General features: G+C 71.6%; 17 protein-coding genes. 9 read left to right on the top strand and 8 right to left on the bottom strand.

What is annotated here, in order from left to right; all coding sequences use genetic code 11:
- Positions 1-113 precede the first annotated feature (113 nt).
- The 3 genes from AB0D29_RS19965 (at position 114) to AB0D29_RS19955 (ending at position 2402) form a co-directional block, all read left to right on the top strand.
- Positions 114-974, top strand: coding sequence for a TIGR03619 family F420-dependent LLM class oxidoreductase (locus AB0D29_RS19965; RefSeq protein WP_362855755.1), 861 nt, complete (start codon positions 114-116; stop codon positions 972-974).
- Between the two features lie 133 nt (positions 975-1107).
- On the top strand, positions 1108-1800 hold the full coding sequence (locus AB0D29_RS19960; RefSeq protein ID WP_362855753.1) for a hypothetical protein: 693 nt from the start codon (positions 1108-1110) through the stop codon (positions 1798-1800).
- A gap of 50 nt (positions 1801-1850) precedes the next feature.
- A complete protein-coding gene (locus AB0D29_RS19955; RefSeq protein ID WP_362855751.1) occupies positions 1851-2402 on the top strand; it encodes a hypothetical protein in 552 nt (183 codons plus the stop codon).
- A 7-nt stretch (positions 2403-2409) separates the two neighbouring features.
- Here the strand turns inward: AB0D29_RS19955 and AB0D29_RS19950 are convergent, their stop codons facing one another.
- The gene (locus AB0D29_RS19950; protein ID WP_362855750.1) at positions 2410-2850 is read right to left on the bottom strand and encodes an ATP-binding protein; all 441 of its coding nucleotides are present in this window, start codon (positions 2848-2850) and stop codon (positions 2410-2412) included.
- A 127-nt stretch (positions 2851-2977) separates the two neighbouring features.
- Between AB0D29_RS19950 and AB0D29_RS19945 the strand changes: the two genes are divergently transcribed.
- Both AB0D29_RS19945 and AB0D29_RS19940 read left to right on the top strand, forming a co-directional pair.
- The gene (locus AB0D29_RS19945) at positions 2978-3814 is read left to right on the top strand and encodes a helix-turn-helix transcriptional regulator (RefSeq protein ID WP_362855749.1); all 837 of its coding nucleotides are present in this window, start codon (positions 2978-2980) and stop codon (positions 3812-3814) included.
- On the top strand, positions 3811-4056 hold the full coding sequence (locus AB0D29_RS19940; protein ID WP_362855747.1) for a DUF397 domain-containing protein: 246 nt from the start codon (positions 3811-3813) through the stop codon (positions 4054-4056). Before AB0D29_RS19945 ends, AB0D29_RS19940 begins: the two co-directional genes overlap by 4 nt.
- A 16-nt stretch (positions 4057-4072) precedes the next feature.
- Here AB0D29_RS19940 and AB0D29_RS19935 read toward each other — a convergent pair whose 3' ends face one another.
- Together AB0D29_RS19935 and AB0D29_RS19930 are read right to left on the bottom strand one after the other, a co-directional pair.
- Positions 4073-4561, bottom strand: coding sequence for a hypothetical protein (locus tag AB0D29_RS19935; RefSeq protein ID WP_362855746.1), 489 nt, complete (start codon positions 4559-4561; stop codon positions 4073-4075).
- Between the two features lie 131 nt (positions 4562-4692).
- Positions 4693-5223: a hypothetical protein gene (locus tag AB0D29_RS19930; protein WP_362855744.1), complete on the bottom strand. Its 531-nt coding sequence runs from the start codon at positions 5221-5223 to the stop codon at positions 4693-4695.
- A 278-nt stretch (positions 5224-5501) separates the two neighbouring features.
- Here AB0D29_RS19930 and AB0D29_RS19925 point away from each other — a divergent pair, with 278 nt between their 5' ends.
- Positions 5502-5900 (top strand): VOC family protein, encoded by a 399-nt coding sequence (locus tag AB0D29_RS19925; protein WP_362855743.1) that lies wholly within the window; start codon positions 5502-5504, stop codon positions 5898-5900.
- 69 nt (positions 5901-5969) lie between these two features.
- Here the strand turns inward: AB0D29_RS19925 and AB0D29_RS19920 are convergent, their stop codons facing one another.
- Positions 5970-6248: a hypothetical protein gene (locus tag AB0D29_RS19920; RefSeq protein WP_362855742.1), complete on the bottom strand. Its 279-nt coding sequence runs from the start codon at positions 6246-6248 to the stop codon at positions 5970-5972.
- A gap of 138 nt (positions 6249-6386) precedes the next feature.
- Positions 6387-7952: an APC family permease gene (locus tag AB0D29_RS19915; protein WP_362855740.1), complete on the bottom strand. Its 1566-nt coding sequence runs from the start codon at positions 7950-7952 to the stop codon at positions 6387-6389.
- 312 nt (positions 7953-8264) lie between these two features.
- On the opposite strand from AB0D29_RS19915, the gene AB0D29_RS19910 reads away from it, so the two are divergent.
- The 3 genes from AB0D29_RS19910 to AB0D29_RS19900 are packed head-to-tail and all read left to right on the top strand — an operon-like array spanning position 8265 to position 11919.
- Positions 8265-8954 (top strand): hypothetical protein, encoded by a 690-nt coding sequence (locus tag AB0D29_RS19910; protein WP_362855739.1) that lies wholly within the window; start codon positions 8265-8267, stop codon positions 8952-8954.
- Positions 8955-8988: 34 nt separating this feature from the next.
- Positions 8989-10077, top strand: a complete 1089-nt coding sequence (locus AB0D29_RS19905; RefSeq protein WP_362855738.1) for a DNA alkylation repair protein — start codon at positions 8989-8991, stop codon at positions 10075-10077.
- Between the two features lie 54 nt (positions 10078-10131).
- Positions 10132-11919: a hypothetical protein gene (locus tag AB0D29_RS19900; RefSeq protein ID WP_362855737.1), complete on the top strand. Its 1788-nt coding sequence runs from the start codon at positions 10132-10134 to the stop codon at positions 11917-11919.
- A gap of 48 nt (positions 11920-11967) precedes the next feature.
- Here AB0D29_RS19900 and AB0D29_RS19895 read toward each other — a convergent pair whose 3' ends face one another.
- The 3 genes from AB0D29_RS19895 to AB0D29_RS19885 all read right to left on the bottom strand — a co-directional run bounded on the left by AB0D29_RS19895 (position 11968) and on the right by AB0D29_RS19885 (position 16497).
- Positions 11968-13443 (bottom strand): aldehyde dehydrogenase family protein, encoded by a 1476-nt coding sequence (locus AB0D29_RS19895; protein ID WP_362855736.1) that lies wholly within the window; start codon positions 13441-13443, stop codon positions 11968-11970.
- Positions 13440-15179, bottom strand: coding sequence for a D-aminoacylase (locus tag AB0D29_RS19890; RefSeq protein ID WP_362855964.1), 1740 nt, complete (start codon positions 15177-15179; stop codon positions 13440-13442). The genes AB0D29_RS19895 and AB0D29_RS19890 overlap by 4 nt, the downstream gene beginning before the upstream one ends.
- A 196-nt stretch (positions 15180-15375) precedes the next feature.
- On the bottom strand, positions 15376-16497 hold the full coding sequence (locus AB0D29_RS19885) for an LLM class flavin-dependent oxidoreductase (protein ID WP_030706821.1): 1122 nt from the start codon (positions 16495-16497) through the stop codon (positions 15376-15378).
- Positions 16498-16536 lie beyond the last annotated feature (39 nt).

The raw sequence follows: 16536 nt of genomic DNA, 5'->3' as shown, positions 1-16536 counted from the left end.
GACGCGGGCCCGCCGCACGGCCGAAGCACGACCCCACCACCTGACGCCCCCTCAACAATCGCGGGTCCAGCCCGTACCGTTGCGTGTCCCACGTCTCGGAGGTGCCAGAACCCATGCGGATCGCCACGACCATCTTCCTCACCGACCGCACCATCTCCCCCGTACGCCTGGCCCGCAGCCTGGAGGAGCGCGGCTTCTCCGGCCTCTACCTCCCGGAGCACACCCACATCCCGGTCGCCCGCGACACCGCGGCCCCCATGGGCGGCGAACTCCCCGAGATGTACGGCCGCACCCTCGACCCCTTCGTGGCCCTCGGCCAGGCCGCCGCCGTGACCGAGCGCCTGCACCTCGGCACCGGCATCACCCTCGTCGCCCAGCACGACCCGATCGACCTCGCCAAGCAGGTCGCGACCCTGGACCACCTCTCCGGCGGCCGTTTCACCCTCGGCATCGGCTACGGCTGGAACGTCGAGGAGGCCGCCGACCACGGCGTCGAGTGGCCCACCCGCCGCGAGCTGGTCCGCGACCGCATGGCCCTGATGCGCGCCCTGTGGGCCCCGGAACCCACGGCGTACGTCGGCCAGTACTGCTCCGTCCAGGCCAGCAGCGCCCACCCCAAGCCGGTCCAGGCCCCGCGCGAACTCGCCCCCGGCGTGCCCCTGCACGGCCCCCGCACCCTGATCGGCGGCGCGGCCGGCCCGAAGCTCTTCGCCGCCATCGCCGACCACGCCGACGGCTGGCTCCCGATCGGCGGCGGCGGCCTCACCGAGACGCTTCCGGTGCTGCGCCAGGTCTGGGAGACCGCCGGACGCGACCCCAAGTCCCTCCAGGTGGTCCCGTACGCCGTCCAGCCCAGCCCCGGCAAGCTGAGCCACTACGCCGACCTGGGCATCGAGGAGGTCGTCCTCCAGCTGCCCTCGGCGCCGAAGCCGCAGGTGCTGCGCACCCTGGACGAGTTCGCCCAGTACCTCTGAGCCCTTGGCCCCTCTGAGCCCTTGGCCCCTCTGAACCCTTGGCCCCTCCGAGCCCTTGAACCCTCCGGGCACGCCCGCCCGGCCCCTGCGTAGGCTCGGGCGGACGGCACACGGGGGCTCGGAGGAGAGCGACATGGACACGGCCGACACGGCAGCCCGGACGACCGGGCCCATGGGGAAGGCCGGCCCGCCGCGGGCCCGGCGCACACGGAACTCGCTGTTCTGGGCCGTGTTCGTCGCCGGGGGCGCCACGCTGGGCGGCTTCATCTCCCAGTTCCCGTACGGCCTGTTGTACGTCGGAGTGCTCGTCGTCCTCGCCGCGGCCGGACTCGGCGCGGGCGTCGCCGGCACGTTCTGGAACCGGGCGGGAGCCGCCACCCTCGTGGGCTTCGGCGCCATGGCGCTCGGCGTCTTCGCCGGTTCCAACCTCAACGAGTCGTACCTGAAGGTGCTCGGCGAACGGGTCGACGCGGTGGTGACGGAGTCCCGCGAGTACACCAACTCCCAGGGCGACACCCGCTTCTACTGCCGCGCGGTCGAGCCGTCGGGCGAGAGCCACGAGCTCGACGCCATCCGGAACTGCTACGCCCAGGTGGCGCCGGGCGGGCACGTCGTCCTCTTCAAGGACCGGCTCGGCGGCCTCGACCCCTGGATGGAGACCACCGGCAGCCGCGCCCTCGACCCGCTGGGCCTGGGCATCACCGGCGGCCTGTTCCTCCTCATCGGCGGCACGATGTTCACGGCCGGTCAGCGCCGCCGCTCGGACCTGGAGGTCGACGAGCTGCGCCGCCGCAGGTACGGTCGGCCCCGGCGCTCGAGGGAGTAGCCCGCCGAAATCCCCTCGACGGCCGCGGCCCGCCCGCCGATCATGACGCCATGACGAACCGCGCAACCGACGCCGAGAACCAGTGGCAGGCCCTCCCCGCCGGGATCCGCACCCAGGCCGACGGGTACGTCCTCCAGGACAGCCCCCTCCAGGCGACCCGGCTCGTATGGGAGGCCGGGCGCGTCCACGGCGTCGGTCTGCGGGAAGCGCAGGAGATCGTCCACCTGCGCTACCTGCACTTCGGGGACCGGGTGGCCCGTACCCCCGACTCGCCGCTCGACCTGGACTCGCTCTCCGCCCTCGCCCTCGGCATCAGCGGCCGCGTGGTGGCCGTCGAGGCCGTCTGGGACGGGGACACCGTCCACGACTGGTTCGTGAAACTGCTGGCGATCACGGACGAGCCGGCCGGGGAGAAGTGCCTGGCCACGATCTACTGGGGCACGGCCGTGCGCGCCCTGGACGGCGCCGACGCCGGCCCGCTCCACCCGTCGGCGGCCGCCGCCACCCACGCGGGCGGCGCCCTGGCCGCCCACCTCGGCGTACCGTTCCACTTCGCCAGCCCGGACACCCCGGACGACGACGCGCCGCGCTGGCGGTCCTGACCCGCGCCTACGTCCGGTGGCCCGCCCGGCGGGCCAGCTCGGCCCAGACCGTCTTGCCGATCAGCCGGTCCGTGACGCCCCAGCCGGCGGCGAGGGCCTCGACGATGCGGAGTCCGTAGCCGGATTCGGCCTGGTAGGCGTGCGGCAGCGGGGTGGGGCGGCGGTCGCGGCGGGCATCGGAGACCTCGACGCGCAGGGCGTTCTCCAGCAACGTCAGCTTGAGCTCGAAGTCCCGCCCGGGGACACGGCCGTGGGTGACGGCGTTGGCGGCGAGCTCGGCCACGAGCAGCCCGGCGTCGGCGGACAGCCTGGTGGATTCGGGAAAACCCCAGTCATGCAGCTCGACGAGGGCCAACTGGCGGGCGAGGCGGGCGCCGCGCGGGGTGGAACTGAAACGCTGAGTGAACACGCGTACGAGGGCCTGGGCGGAGCCAGGGGGTGTGGTCATGGGACTGAACGTCCCGTGCGGCCAGGGAACTTCCCAGCAGGGCAACTACTACTTTTCAACTGTAGTAGTCCACGCTCTGGACAGTGACAGTCACCGTGCGTGACCCTTGTTCGGGGAGGTGACCGCTGTGACGAGTGTCGACGAGAGCGGCGACGCCGAGGTCGAACCGGACGACGACCTGCGGAACTTCGGCGAGACGATCAAGGCGTTCCGCAAACGGGCCAACTTGACGCAGGAGCAGCTCCGGCCGCTGGTCGGGTACTCGGTCCAGTACGTGGCCTCGGTGGAGCAGGGTCGCCGCCACCCGTCCACGAAGTTCGTGGAGAAGGCGGAGGAGGTGCTGGACGGCTTCGGCGTCATCCGCATCGCGGCGAAGAAGCTGTCGCGGCGGCGGGGGCTGGCGAAGTGGTTCCGTCGGTGGGCCGAGCTGGAAGAGGACGCGATCGCCCTCAATACGTACGAGTGCAGGTCGATACCGGGGCTGTTACAGACGGAGGCCTACGCGCGGGCGCAGATCCGGGACGTGCCGCCGCTGGCGACGAAGGAGGAGGCGGAGGCGCGCGTCACCTTCCGGATGGCCCGCCAAGCCCTGCTCCTCAAGACGCCGTACGTCGCCTTCAGCTTCATCATCGAACAGGCGGTGATCGAGCGGCAGACGGGCGGACCGGAGGTGACGCGCGAGCTGATCGACCACCTGCTGGAGGTGGCGGATCTGCCCAATGTGGATCTCCAGATCATGCCGAGGATCAGCCCTGAGCACGCGGGCACCGACGGCCCCTTCTGTCTCCTAGAAACCCAGGAGCACGAGTGGCTGGGCTACACCGAAGGCCCGCAGATGGGCCAGGTCATCTCTGACCCGAAAGCCATCAGCAATCTCCATCAGCAATATGCCAAACTTCGCATCCAGGCCCTCAATCCTGCTGACAGCATGGGCCTGTTGATGCGAATGCGAGGATCCCTGTGAACAGCTCCGAGTTGCGGTGGTTCAAGAGCAGCTACAGCAGCAGCCAGGGCGACAACTGTGTCGAGGTCGCCCTCTCCTGGCACAAGTCCACGTACAGCGGCAGCGAAGGCGACTCCTGCGTCGAGGTCGCCGCCGGCACGGACGCGGTGCACGTCCGGGACTCCAAGGTGACGGCCGGTCCCGAGCTCGCCGTCACGCCCGCGAGCTGGGGTGTCTTCCTCGGCGGGATCACGGCGGGCTAGCGGGAAGGCGTCGGGATCAGGTCGTCGGGTCCTGGAGGACGTCGATGGTCCTCGTTTCGAGGTTCACCTGGTACCAGACGTCCTGGGTGGTGCCGTTCTCGAAGGTCTGGGTCACGACGACCTTCTCGTGACCCGCGTCGACGCCGGCGCCGGCCGTCACGATCGCGGCTTCCGTGGGCAGTTCCCGGCTGCGGAAGACCGGATCGGCCTGATGGTCGGAGCTCCACTGCCCGAGTGCCTCGTCGAGCTCCGCGGTGAGGTGTTCCCTCCGGACGGCGAGGGTGCCCTTGCCCTCGCCGTGGTACCCGGTGGTCGCGTCGTAGTACTGCTCCCAGAAGTCGATGACCGTCAGCTCCGCGCGGGTCATCCGGGCCGGGGCGACGCCGGCGGAGGCCGCCGGCCGGCCCTCCGCCTGGGCGGTGAGGGTGAGCATGCCGGAGCCGGCCATCAGAGCCGCCGTACAGGCTCCGATGACCAGGCTGCGCAGGACCGGACGATGGGACACGCGGATCTCCCTGGAGGAGTGCTCGGATGGGACGCGCCCACCCAAGCAACCGCGCCCGCCCGTGCATGCCGACCGCGCGGGCGACTCGCCCGCGACCCGAAGGTTCCACCCGCTCGGCCGGTGGTACGGCACTAGCTCATCAGCGGCGAGCCGGCCAGCTCCCAGGTGACGGGGCCCTTGTTGTCGCCCTCGATGTCGTAGACGACCGTGGCGTCGCCGGACCACTGCTTCTTCGGGTCCAGGGTGGCCGACGGGGTCAGACAGGTGACGGAGCTCTTGGGGGACGCGTTGATGTTGGCCGTGAGGTCACAGGTCTTGCTGGTGACCACGACGTCGGTGCCGCCCGGCACACGGCTCTCCAGCCGCGTCGTCACCTTGAACGAGGTGTAGCGCTTGCTGGTCATGTCGGACTGGCCGTCGTTGATGAATTCCCAGCCGACGGTCACCTTCCCGCGGACCTTGTTGTCCGGGAGCGCCTCGACGCAGGTCGGCGCGTGCAGCGTCGCCTCGGGGATGACGCCGGGCATCGAGTTGGCCCAGCCGTTGGCGCTGGCGGGCGAGCAGGTCTGCGCGGCGCTCGCGGACTGCGAGATGGAGATGACGCCCGAGAAGGCGACGGCGGCAGCGGCGACCGCGGACGCGCGGAAGAGGTTCTTGTTCATGATGTGTATCCCCCATGTGAGTGGGGGTCGATCCTAGGCCGCGAGATCGGTCCCCGGCATCGTTATTTTCGCAGGTCAGACGCCATATGGCTGATACTCGCCGCCCGCCTCGAGTGAGGGGAATCGGCGCCGGGGCCGTACCGCGCAGGCGGGGCCCGGGCGCCGGGCCGCAAGCGGAATTCGGACACGGCGGGCTCGGGTCAATTACTGGCCAAAGCTTCGGCGTGGCCGAACTTCCCGCGCCCCGCGCGCCACTCGGGTTTCGTACGCTGCCGCACATGATCGATTCACGTACACACGTCCGCGTCGCCCGGCCCTCCCTCGATCTGAAGGCCGTCGAACGCTTCTACGTCGACGGGCTCGGCCTGGAGGTGCAGTGGCGCACCACCGGGAGCGCGCCCGGGGAGCACGACCTGCTGATGGTCGGACCGGCCGGCGGCGGCTGGCACTTCGAGCTCACCCGTGACGCCTCGAACCCGATCCTACCGGTGCCCACCGTCGACGACCTGTTCGTGCTCTACCTCGGCGAGACGCCCGACGAGGCCCTGGTCCAGCGGCTCGTCGAGCACGGCGGGACGCGGGTCGCCGCCCACAACCCGTACTGGGACGAGTGGGGGGTCACCATCGAGGACCCCGACGGCTACCGGCTCGTGCTCTGCTCCCGCACCTGGGGCTGAGCGGCCGGTGCCGCCGGGCGGCCCGCGAGATCCCGCCGGCCCTGGTGACCCGTACCGGCCGGGGCGGGGTTACTTGACCGCCGGGGTCTTGGGGAGGGTGTGCAGGGGTGCCGTGAGGGAGGCGTCCGTGGCCCCCGTGGCGGTGCCGGCGGCGGAGGTGGTCACCGCGACCGCCGTCTTCGCGTCCTGGACGGTCTGGGTCGGGTGGTCGACGATGTCGACGACCCGGCCGACGACCGGGGGCGCCTGAGCGGCGGGCTCGTCGGCGTGCGCGGCGACGGGGGTGAGTGCGAGGGCGGCGCCGCCGGTGACGACCAGGGCGGCGAGGGTGCGCTTCATGGCGTTCATGCCCGGCCCAACGACTCCCCCGCACCCGGGGTCACCGCCCGACCTGCCCGGAACGCCGGCGGCCCCGGATCGGGGGGATCGATCCGGGGCCGCGGGGATGACTCAGCGGGGGGGTGCGCACGGGGTGCGCGGGGGTGGTCAGTCCTCGACCACCAGGGCCGGGGTGGACTTCGTCAGGACCTGGCCGCGGAAGAAGGCGGGGCTGCGGCGCTCGGTGACGAACATGATGACCAGGCCGAGGGCCAGCAGGCCGACGCCGATGACGAAGACGTTGCCGACGCCGAGGCCCGGGATGGTGGAGCCGGAGCCGTAGGCCGGGTCCCAGGCGTCGTAGAGGGTCTTGAAGAAGACCGCGGCCAGCAGCAGCCCGCCCAGGACCGGGAAGACGCCCTTGAAGAGCAGGTCGCGGGTGGAGCGGCGCAGCTCGGCGCGGAAGTACCAGGCGCAGGCGAACGCGGTCAGCGAGTAGTAGAAGCAGATCATCAGGCCGAGCGCGAAGATCGTGTCGGTCAGGACGTTCTCGCTGACGAGGGTCATCACCGTGTAGAACGCGCCGGTGGCGACGCCCGCCATGACGGTGGCGCGGCCCGGGGTCTTGAACTTCGGGTGGACCTTGGCGTAGGCGGGCGGCAGCGCCTCGTACGTCGACATGGCGAGGACCGTGCGGGCCACCGGGATGAAGGTGGTCTGCAGGGACGCCGCGGCGGAGGCGAGGACGGCCACGAAGAGCAGGATGCCGAGCACGGGGCCCATCACGGGGCCTGCGAGGGCCGCGAAGACGTTGCCGGAGGTCTCCTCGTTGGCGAGGCCGAGGCCTTCGCCGCCCGCGCCGACGGCCATCTGCGCGGCGACGCCGGTGGCGAGGTAGGAGCCGACCAGGACGACCATCGCGATGAGCGAGGCGCGGCCGGGGGTCTTCGTGGAGCCGGTGGTCTCCTCGTTGGTGGCCAGGCACGCGTCCCAGCCCCAGTACATGAAGATCGAGAGCGAGAGTCCGGCGGTGAAGGCCGCCATGGACTCGACCGCGAAGGGGTTCATCCAGGACCAGGAGAAGTCCAGGCCGGTGTCGAAGGTGCCGGCGGAGGCCTTCTGGAAGGCCATCGCGACGAAGACGGCGAGCACGACGAGCTGGAGGCCGACCAGCGCGTACTGGACGCCCTTGGTGGCGGTCATGCCGCGGTAGCTGATGGCGGTCGCGACGGCGATCAGCGTCAGGCAGGTGGCGATGTGGACGAGCTTGTTGTCGTCCAGGGCCGCGATCGAGTCGTTGCCGGTGATCTCACCGGCCAGCAGCCAGAAGTACGAGGTGGCGACGCCGGCGAGGTTGGAGAGGACGATGATCGTGGCGATCACCAGGCCCCAGCCGCACATCCAGCCGATCCGCGGGCCGAAGGCCTTGACGGTCCAGGTGAAGGAGGTGCCGCAGTCCGGCATGGCCTTGTTGAGCTCGCGGTACGCGAAGGCGACCAGCAGCATCGGGAGGAAGCCGGCGAGGAAGATGGCCGGCATCTGCATGCCGACCTCCCCGGCGGTGGAGCCGAGGGTCGAGGTCAGGCAGTAGACGGGGGCGACGGTGGAGATGCCGATGACGGCGCTTCCCACGAGGCCGACGGAGCCCTTGCCGAGGCCCTTGCCGCGAACGTCGCCCTCGGCGACGCCGCTTACCGTGTCTCCGGCCCGAGGCCGAACGTCCAGCTGAGTCATGGGTCAGGACGTTAGATGGTGCGTTTTCCACATCTGGACGATCGAAGTCCGGAATCCGGGCACCCCGAACGCCTTGGAATCCCGAGGCCGAGACCGTTAACGCACTCTTAATAGAAGGTTCACTTCCACCTCCGGCCATGGTTCAGCAGGCTCCCAGGAGAAGCTTTCGGGATGCGGAAACCGCAGCCATGTCCGTTTTGGGCGCTTTCAAACTTTCCCGTGCGAGTTTTCTTCCCTCTGGTTTGCCGTGGACATGATCACCGCTCTAGAGTCGCCGCCGTTCAAGGTCATTTACCGGGGGATACAGGAACCATGCGCTTCAAGCCACTGATCATCACCATCTCGGCCACCGCGGCGCTGCTCTCCCTCACCGGCTGCGGAGGCGGCGACAACCCGGCGCTCGGCGGCGTCGGCGGGGATTCCGTCGCGGCGGGCGCGAACGGCGCCGCCAACGGCACCGGCGACGGCGGCCCCAACGAGGGCACGCTGGACAACCCGACGAAGAACGGCGGCGTCAACGGCAACGCCCCCAAGGACGGGACGGCGTTCCAGAAGCTCCCCAAGGCGGCGACCATGGCCGCGGCCGCCCGCTTCGTCAACGGTTTCACCCCGTGCGACCCGATCAAGGTCATCCCCGCGGGCACCTCGTCGAGCACCGGCCCGGACGAGAAGTTCCTCAAGTCCGCCGCCGTCACCGAGCGCGGGGCCTGCGGCAGCAGGGGCCGCACCAGCATCTACATGATCAAGGACGCGAAGGCCTTCCAGACCGCCTTCAAGGCCGAGACCGCCGCGCAGCAGGGCGGCGACCCCAACGGCGGCATCGTCATCGGGCAGGACTTCGCCATGGGATCCGAGAGCTCGGCCGCGATGAGCTCCCTGCTGACCCCGCAGGCCGGACTCCTGATGCTGAACTGCCACGAGGGCTTCAACCCGCCGAGCGGCTACCGGAAGGAACCGGCCCTGGTGAAGGGCTGCGTCCTCACCGACTACTACGTGGACTGAGCGACGCCGGACCGGCATCCGCGAGACTGTCCCCATGCCCACGGCCGATGAGCTCCTCAGCGCGGAAACCGTCAGCACCCTGGCCCGGCTGCTCGCCCGGGCGGGCGGCCGCCGGTCCGCGCCCGCCCTGCGCGCCCGCGCCGACGCCCTCGACGGGCTGACGTACAGCGGCCGCGTCGGCGCCGTCCGCGACGCCGTGCTCGCCGACCTCCCCGAGGACTGGCCCGGCTTCGAGACCGTCGTGCGCACCGCCCTCGCCGACCCGGGCTTCGAGGGCTGGATGACCTTCCCCGTCAACGAGGCCGTCGCCGTCCGCGGGCTGGAGGTGTTCGAGCCCGGGCTGGCGCTGCTGCACGACCTCACCTCCCGGCTGACCGCCGAATCCGCCGTACGGCCCTTCCTGCGCGCCGACCCGGCCCGCGCCCTGGCCGTCGTACGGACGTGGACGGACGACCCGGACCCGCACGTACGGCGCCTCGCCAGCGAGGGCACCCGGCCCCGGCTGCCGTGGGCCCCGCAGCTGCCCGCCTTCGTCGCAGACCCGCGCCCGGCCCTGCCGGTGTTGGACGCCCTCTACCGCGACGAGTCCGAGTACGTCCGCCGCTCCGTCTCCAACCACCTCAACGACATCAGCCGGGACCACCCGGCGCTCGCCGTCGAGACCGCCGCCCGCTGGCTGACCGGCCCCACCGGCACGACGGACCGCGTCGTGCGCCACGGACTGCGCACCCTGATCAAGGCCGGCCGGCCCGAGGCGCTGACCCTGCTCGGGCACGCCCCGGACGTGCCGGTCACCGTGCGCGGGCCGGTGCTCTCCACCCCGCGGGTCGCCGTCGGCGAGTACCTCGTCTTCGACTACGCGGTCACCAACACCGGCACCCTCCCGGCCGAGCTCGTCGTCGACTACGTCGTGCACCACACGAAGGCGAACGGCACCCGCACCCCCAAGGTCTTCAAACTCCTCACCCGCGCCCTGGCCCCCGGCGAAACCCTCAGCGGCACCAAGCGGCACTCCTTCAAGCCGATCACCACCCGCCGCTACCACTCCGGCGAGCACCTGGTGCAGCTCCAGGTCAACGGCCGGGTCCGCGGCGAGGCCGCATTTTCGTTGGACGCGCCCTGACCCGGCCTGGCAGGCTCCTCGCATGACCTACGGAATCGAGTCCCACCCCGCCCGATGAGCGTCCGCGACGAGCGCGAGCCGCTCGCCCCCCGGACGACCTCCCTGTACGACTACGCCCTCTTCCGGCACGGCATCGAGCCGGACGGCCGGGTCCCGCGCAAGGGCTATCCGCTGCCCGACGCGCCACCGGAGCCCAGCCGCGCGGACCTGACCTGGCAGCAGGCGCAGGCCGAAGTCACCGACGCCCTCACGCCCCTGCTCGCCGACCCCGACCCGGTACGGGCCGCCGGGGCCGTCCACCGGCGGATCGCCGAACTGGCCATGCCCCACCGGACCCTGCGCGCACACACCGCACGGCTCGCCCTCACCGACGAGGACGCCGCCCGGCGGACCGCCAGGCAGCTGACCCGCAGCGGTACCGACGCCGCGGCCGTCGGCGTCGGCATGGCCCTGCTGATCCGCCTCGGCGAGCCCGAGGACGTGGCCTGCCTCAAGGCCCTCGGCATGCTGCACGGCCTGGCGGACACCGCGAGCGCCGCCCTCGACCCGCTCGACCGGCAGGCGGCCGCCCTGCTGGTCATCCGCAGCCGCGACCGCTCCGAGCAGCTGACCCCCCTGACCGAGGCGATCACCTCCGGCGACGCCGAGGCCACCCGGTCCGCTCTGGTCTCCCTGCCGGACGATCCGCGGGCCATGTGGCTCGCCCGGCGCATCGCCGAGGCCGCCGACCTGCGCGGGCTGCTCCGGGCCCGGCCGCAGGACGCCGAGCTGCTCGCGCTGACCGGCCGGCTGTTGCACCGGATGGCCGACCAACTCGACAGCCGCGCCGAGATCCTCGACTACCTGCCGGCCCGGGCCGTGTACGAGGCCCTGGTCCGGCACGCCGACGAGCTGCCCCCCACCCCGGAGCACCGGTCACTGCTGCTGTCGATCGCCCTGGACCTGCACAGTGGCGCCTCCGTCCTGCTGAACTGGCGGCCCGGGCGGCGCCGGGCGCTGCTCGACGCCCTGGACCGGCTGCTGCCCGCGGCCGCGCCGGAGCCCGTTCCCGGAGACCGTCGGGCCGACTGGTTCCGGCGCAACCGGCACCTGCCCTTCACCCGCACCGAAGCCGGGGACCGCCCTCGGTGGGAGCTGGTCGTCGTCCACGAGTCCGAGGACTCCTCCGCCGTCGAGACCCGGATCCTGATCGACGGGATCCCGCTCGTCCCCGCACTGTTCGGGAAGGGCAGGGGCAACCCGCCCGAGTACCTGCTCGACAGCGGCCGGCTGCGCGCCGCGCCGGAGCCGCGCGAGGTGCAGCTCGCCGAGGCGTACTGCACCGAGGGCTGCTGCGGCGCGCTGTACGTGACCATCCGCCGGGACGGCGACGCAGTGGTGTGGGACGGCTGGCGCGGAGCGGTCGGCCCTCCGCCGCCCGCGTACCGCTTCGACGCCGCCGCCTACGACGCCGACCTCGCGCGCGCCGAGCGGGACCACTCCTGGTGCTGGCCGGCCCGCAGCACCGCCCGCCTGATCGCGGCAGGTCTGCGGGAGCGGCCCGAGCTGACGGCCCGGTGGGAGCTCTCGTCGCGCTGGATCGGCACCGACTGGCGGGACCCGGACACCGTGGTGGTCCATCTCAGGTACGAACCGTCCGCGCCGCCTCCCGGCACCGGCGGGTCGCTCTATTTCGATTGGCGGCTGCCCCACGACGACGACCCGCCCCGGGACCGGGCGGGCGCCGCCCTGCGACGGCTGGAGACGGACGACCCGAAGGCCTTCGCCGCCTTCGGCGGCGGCAACGACGAGCTGGCCGAGGCCCTCGGCTACCGCAAGCCCCCGCGCACCCCGCGGGCATGACCCGGGTCCGGCCGGGGGCACCCGCCCCCGGCCGGCCGTTGCCGCGCGTCAGCCCGTCCAGACGATCGACTGGATCTCGCTGTACGCGTGCAGCGCGTACGAGCCCACGTCGCGCCCCACCCCGCTGCGCTTGAAGCCGCCGAACGGCGCCTCCATGTTGCGGCCGATGGTGTTCACGCCGACCCCGCCCGCCCGCAGCCGCCGCGCCACGCGGAACGCGCGCGCCGAGTCCCCCGACCACACGTAGCTCAGCAGGCCGAAGTCGCTGTCGTTGGCCAGCCGGACCGCCTCGTCCTCGTCCCCGTCGAAGGGGACGACCACGACCACCGGGCCGAAGATCTCCTCGCGGACCACCCGCATGTCGTTCGTGCAGTCGACGAGGAGGGTCGGGGCCACGTAGAAGCCCTTGCCGTGCTCCCCCACCACCGGGCGCTCGCCGCCGTACGCGATCCGCGCGCCCTCCTTCTTCCCCAGCTCGACGTACGACTCCACGCGGTCCCGGTGCGCCGCCGAGATCACCGGGCCCACCACCGTGCCGGCCGCCGCCGGGGCGCCGACCTTCATGAAGGCCAGGTAGCCGGTGAGCTTCTCGATCAGCTGGTCGTAGACCGACCGGTGGGCGATCACCCGGGTCGGGGCCGTGCAGATCTGCCCGGAGTAGAAGGAGAAGGTGGTGCCGATGCCCATCACCGCCGCGTCCAGGTCGGCGTCCCCGAAGACGATCGCCGCGCCCTTGCCGCCCAGCTCCATCAGCTGCCGCTTCATCGTCCGGCCGCAGACCTCCGCGATGCGCTGCCCGACGCCCGTGGAACCGGTGAAGGACACCATGTCCACGTACGGGGAGTCCACGGCGGCCTCGCCGACCTCCACCGACTGGCCGTTCACCACGTTCACCACGCCCGCCGGCACCCCGGCCTCGTGCAGGGCGTCCGCCATCCTGAACACCGACAGCGGGTCCTGCGGGGCCGGCTTGACCACCACCGTGTTCCCCATGGCCAGGGCCGGGGCCACCTTGCCCGCCGGGTTCGCCCACGGGTTGTTGTACGAGGTGATGCAGGTGACCACGCCGACCGGCTGGCGCACCTCCAGCGCGCCGAGGATGCCCGCCTTCCCCATCGGGCCGGCCTCCGTGACCTGCGGCGGCAGGCCCTTCTCCACGGGTTCGAGGGCCCCGCGCGCGTACCGGCGGAAGCGGGCGACGCCGACGCCGACCTGCATGCCGCGCGCGATCCCGGTGGGTGCGCCCGTCTCCGCCTGGGCCAGCGCCGTCCACGGATCGAACTCGCGCTGCATGATGTCCGCGGCCCGGTCGAGGATCGCCGCCCGGTCCTCGGGCTTCGTGCGGGACCAGCTCTCGAAGGCCTCGGCCGCGGCGCGGGCCGCGTCCTCGACCTGCGGGCGCGAGGCCTCGGGGGCGAGCCCGACCACCGACTCGTCCGCCGGGTTGACCACCTCGTAGTGGCCGCCGGCGGGCTCCACCCACTCGCCGCCGATGTAGAGCTTCTGCGGCTGCGCGTCCGTCATCGGGTGCTCACCGTCCTCGTGTCGCGGCCCGAACGGAGCACGATCCCGGGGACCGCCCCCGTGACCTCGTCGTCGCGGATGGTCTCCACGCCGTTGACCCGTACGGAGACGATGCCGATGGCCCGCGCGTCCAGCCGCGGGCTGTCGCCGGGCAGGTCGTGGACGAGGGTCGCGGGGCCGGCCTCGATGCGTTCCGGGTCGAAGAGGACCAGGTCCGCGTGGTAGCCCTCGGCGATCCGGCCGCGCTCGCGCAGCCCGAACAGCCGGGCGGGGTCGTCGGTGAGCATCCGTACCGCCTGCTCCAGCGGGACCAGCTTGCGGCCGCGCAGGCAGTCGCCGAGGAAGCGGGTCGTGTACGGGGCGCCGCACATGCGGTCCAGGTGCGCGCCGGCGTCGGAGCCGCCGAGCATGACGTCCTCGTGCTGCCAGGTCTCGGCGCGCAGGGCCCAGCTCGCCGGGTCGTTGTCGGTGGGCATCGGCCAGAGCACCGTGCGCAGGTCGTCGTTGGCGCAGATCTCCACCAGGCACTGGAACGGGTCCTGACCGCGCTCGGCGGCGATGTCGTTCACGACGCGGCCGGAGAGTCCCTCGTTCTCCTTGCTGTACGTGTCGCCGATGACGTAGCGGCCGAAGTTGGCGAGGCGCCGGAAGACGCCGGCCTCCTTGCTGTCGGCGCGGCGCAGCATCTCGGCGCGTACGCCGGCGTCGCGGAGCTTCTCGATCCGCTCGGGGACGGGCAGGCCGAGGACCTCGCCCCAGCCGGGGATGAGGTTGAGCGCGCAGAAGGTCCCCAGCGACATGTTCATGGGGGTGAGGATCGGCATCGTCAGCGCGACGATCCGGCCGCCGGCCTTGCGGGCGCGCTCGCTGGGGATCAGCTGGCGCGGCACCCGTTCCGGGACGGAGGCGTCGATGGTGAGGACGTTCCAGTTCAGGGGGCGTCCGGCGGCGGCGCTCATGTCGACGAAGAGGTCGATCTCCTCGTCGGCGAACTGGTCCAGGCAGCCCGCGACGATCGCTTCGAGCTGGGTGCCCTCGTGTTCGGCGACGGCCTTGGAGAGGGCGAGGAGTTCGGCGGGCTTCGCGTGCCGGGAGGCGACGGGGGCGCCGGAACCGTCGGAGTGGGTGGAGGACTGGGTGGTCGACAGGCCCCAGGCGCCGGCGTTCATGGCGTCGTGGAAGAGGTCGAGCATCTGCTGCATCTGCTCGGGGGTGGGCTGCCCGCCGACGGCGTCCTCGCCCATGACGTGGCGGCGCAGGGCGCAGTGGCCGACCATGAACCCGGCGTTGACGGCGATCCGGCCCTCCAGGGCGTCGAGGTACTCGCCGAAGGTGGACCAGGTCCAGTCGACGCCCTCCTCCAGGGCCTTGAGGGCCATGCCCTCGACCTTGCTCATCATGCGGCGCGTGTAGTCGGCGTCCTCGGGGCGGGCCGGGTTGAGCGGCGCCAGGGTGAAGCCGCAGTTGCCGCCGGCGACGGTGGTCACGCCGTGGTTCATGGAGGGCGTGGCGTACGGGTCCCAGAAGAGCTGGGCGTCGTAGTGCGTGTGGGGGTCGACGAAGCCGGGGGTGAGGACCAGGCCGGTGGCGTCCTCGCTGGTGCGGGCTCCTTCGGTGACGGCGCCGGGTGCGGCTATCGCCGCGATCCGGCCGTCGCGTATCCCCACGTCTGCGACGCGGGCGGGGGCGCCGGTGCCGTCCACTACGGTCGCGCCCTTGATCAGGTGGTCGAGCATGACGTCCCTTCTGCCGGTCTTCGCGTTGCGGCCCGTCTCGTGGGGCTTCCGCCCCACACCCCGCGCCTCAAACGCCGGCGGGGCCGGGTATTGCAGCCCCGCCGGCGAGGCTGGATTGGCCCCGGCCGGAGGCCGCCCGGCCGGGGCTGGTGCGGGACGGCGGTCCGGGAAGACGCCGTCCCCGTTCCCCGCCGGGTCAGACGGCCTGGCGGAAGCGCGTCGTGCGGTGCACCGGGTCCGTGTCTATCTCGGGGATCACGTGCTCGCCGATGAGCTTGATCGTGGTCATCGTGTCCTCGTACGAGACCCCGGTCGGCAGACCGAAGGAGAGCTGGTCCGCGCCCGCCTGCTCCCAGCGCTTGCACTGGGCGCGGACCTCCGACGGGTCACCGCAGATGAGGAGTTCCTCCGCGATCAGGAGCTCGATGATCTCCGCGTTGTACTCCGGCAGGGTCTCCGGCCACTGCGGGATCGCCTCCGGCCGCGGGAAGGTGTCGTGGTAGCGGAAGACCAGCGACTGGAAGCGGTTCATGTTCGCGTTGACCGCGATCTCCACCGCCTTGTCGTGCGTCTCCGCACAGATCGCGGTCGACGTGACCATCACGTTGTCGTTGACGAACGCGCCGATCGCCTTCGCCTCGCGGATCGCCGTCTTGTACTGGTCGAGGACCCACTCCATGTCCGAGACCTTCTGGACGCTGAAGCCGAGGACGCCCAGGCCCTTCTTCGCCGCCATCGCGTACGAGGACGGGGACCCGGCGGCGTACCACATGGCCGGGTGCGCCTTCCCGTACGGCTTGGGGAAGATCTTCCGCGGGGGCAGCGACCAGTGCTTGCCCTGGAACCCCTCGTACTCCTCCTGGAGGAACATCTTGGGGAATTCCGCGATGGTCTCCTCCCAGATCTCCTTGGTGCCGTTCATGTCCTCGATGCCGGGCAGGAAGCCGAGGATCTCGTGGCTGCCGGCGCCGCGGCCGGTGCCGAACTCGAAGCGGCCCTTGGAGAGGTGGTCGAGCATGGCGACCTTCTCGGCCACCTTGACCGGGTGGTTGACCGGGGCGAGCGGGTTGAAGATGCCGGAGCCGAGGTGGATGCGCTCGGTGGCGTGGGCGAGGTACCCGAGGAACACCTCGTTCGCCGACAGGTGCGAGTACTCCTCCAGGAAGTGGTGCTCGGAGGCCCAGGCGTACTTGAAGCCGGACTTGTCCGCCTGGATGACGTACTCGGTCTCCTCGATCAGCGCCTTGTGCTCTGCCTCGGGGTCGACCTTGGACCGCGCCTCAGGCACGTATCCCTGCACAAAGAGCCCGAATTCCAAGGGGTTCACCGTCCTTTGGTTTCTGACGTTGCGTCAGAT

Source organism: Streptomyces sp. NPDC048424, assembly GCF_040651555.1.
Classification (GTDB): domain Bacteria; phylum Actinomycetota; class Actinomycetes; order Streptomycetales; family Streptomycetaceae; genus Streptomyces.
The sequence above is the reverse complement of the archived record's forward strand: the minus strand, read 5'-3'. Positions and strand labels throughout refer to the sequence as shown.

Bases quoted from the DNA above. Each gene is read 5' to 3' on its own strand.
- AB0D29_RS19955 (WP_362855751.1), top strand. From the start codon at position 1,851: ATGACGAACCGCGCAACCGACGCCGAGAACCAGTGGCAGGCCCTCCCC.
- AB0D29_RS19910 (WP_362855739.1), top strand. From the start codon at position 8,265: ATGCGCTTCAAGCCACTGATCATCACCATCTCGGCCACCGCGGCGCTG.
- AB0D29_RS19900 (WP_362855737.1), top strand. From the start codon at position 10,132: ATGAGCGTCCGCGACGAGCGCGAGCCGCTCGCCCCCCGGACGACCTCC.
- AB0D29_RS19890 (WP_362855964.1), bottom strand. From the start codon at position 15,179: ATGCTCGACCACCTGATCAAGGGCGCGACCGTAGTGGACGGCACCGGC.
- AB0D29_RS19960 (WP_362855753.1), top strand. From the start codon at position 1,108: ATGGACACGGCCGACACGGCAGCCCGGACGACCGGGCCCATGGGGAAG.
- AB0D29_RS19920 (WP_362855742.1), bottom strand. From the start codon at position 6,248: ATGAACGCCATGAAGCGCACCCTCGCCGCCCTGGTCGTCACCGGCGGC.
- AB0D29_RS19950 (WP_362855750.1), bottom strand. From the start codon at position 2,850: ATGACCACACCCCCTGGCTCCGCCCAGGCCCTCGTACGCGTGTTCACT.
- AB0D29_RS19905 (WP_362855738.1), top strand. From the start codon at position 8,989: ATGCCCACGGCCGATGAGCTCCTCAGCGCGGAAACCGTCAGCACCCTG.
- AB0D29_RS19930 (WP_362855744.1), bottom strand. From the start codon at position 5,223: ATGAACAAGAACCTCTTCCGCGCGTCCGCGGTCGCCGCTGCCGCCGTC.
- AB0D29_RS19925 (WP_362855743.1), top strand. From the start codon at position 5,502: ATGATCGATTCACGTACACACGTCCGCGTCGCCCGGCCCTCCCTCGAT.
- AB0D29_RS19915 (WP_362855740.1), bottom strand. From the start codon at position 7,952: ATGACTCAGCTGGACGTTCGGCCTCGGGCCGGAGACACGGTAAGCGGC.
- AB0D29_RS19895 (WP_362855736.1), bottom strand. From the start codon at position 13,443: ATGACGGACGCGCAGCCGCAGAAGCTCTACATCGGCGGCGAGTGGGTG.
- AB0D29_RS19965 (WP_362855755.1), top strand. From the start codon at position 114: ATGCGGATCGCCACGACCATCTTCCTCACCGACCGCACCATCTCCCCC.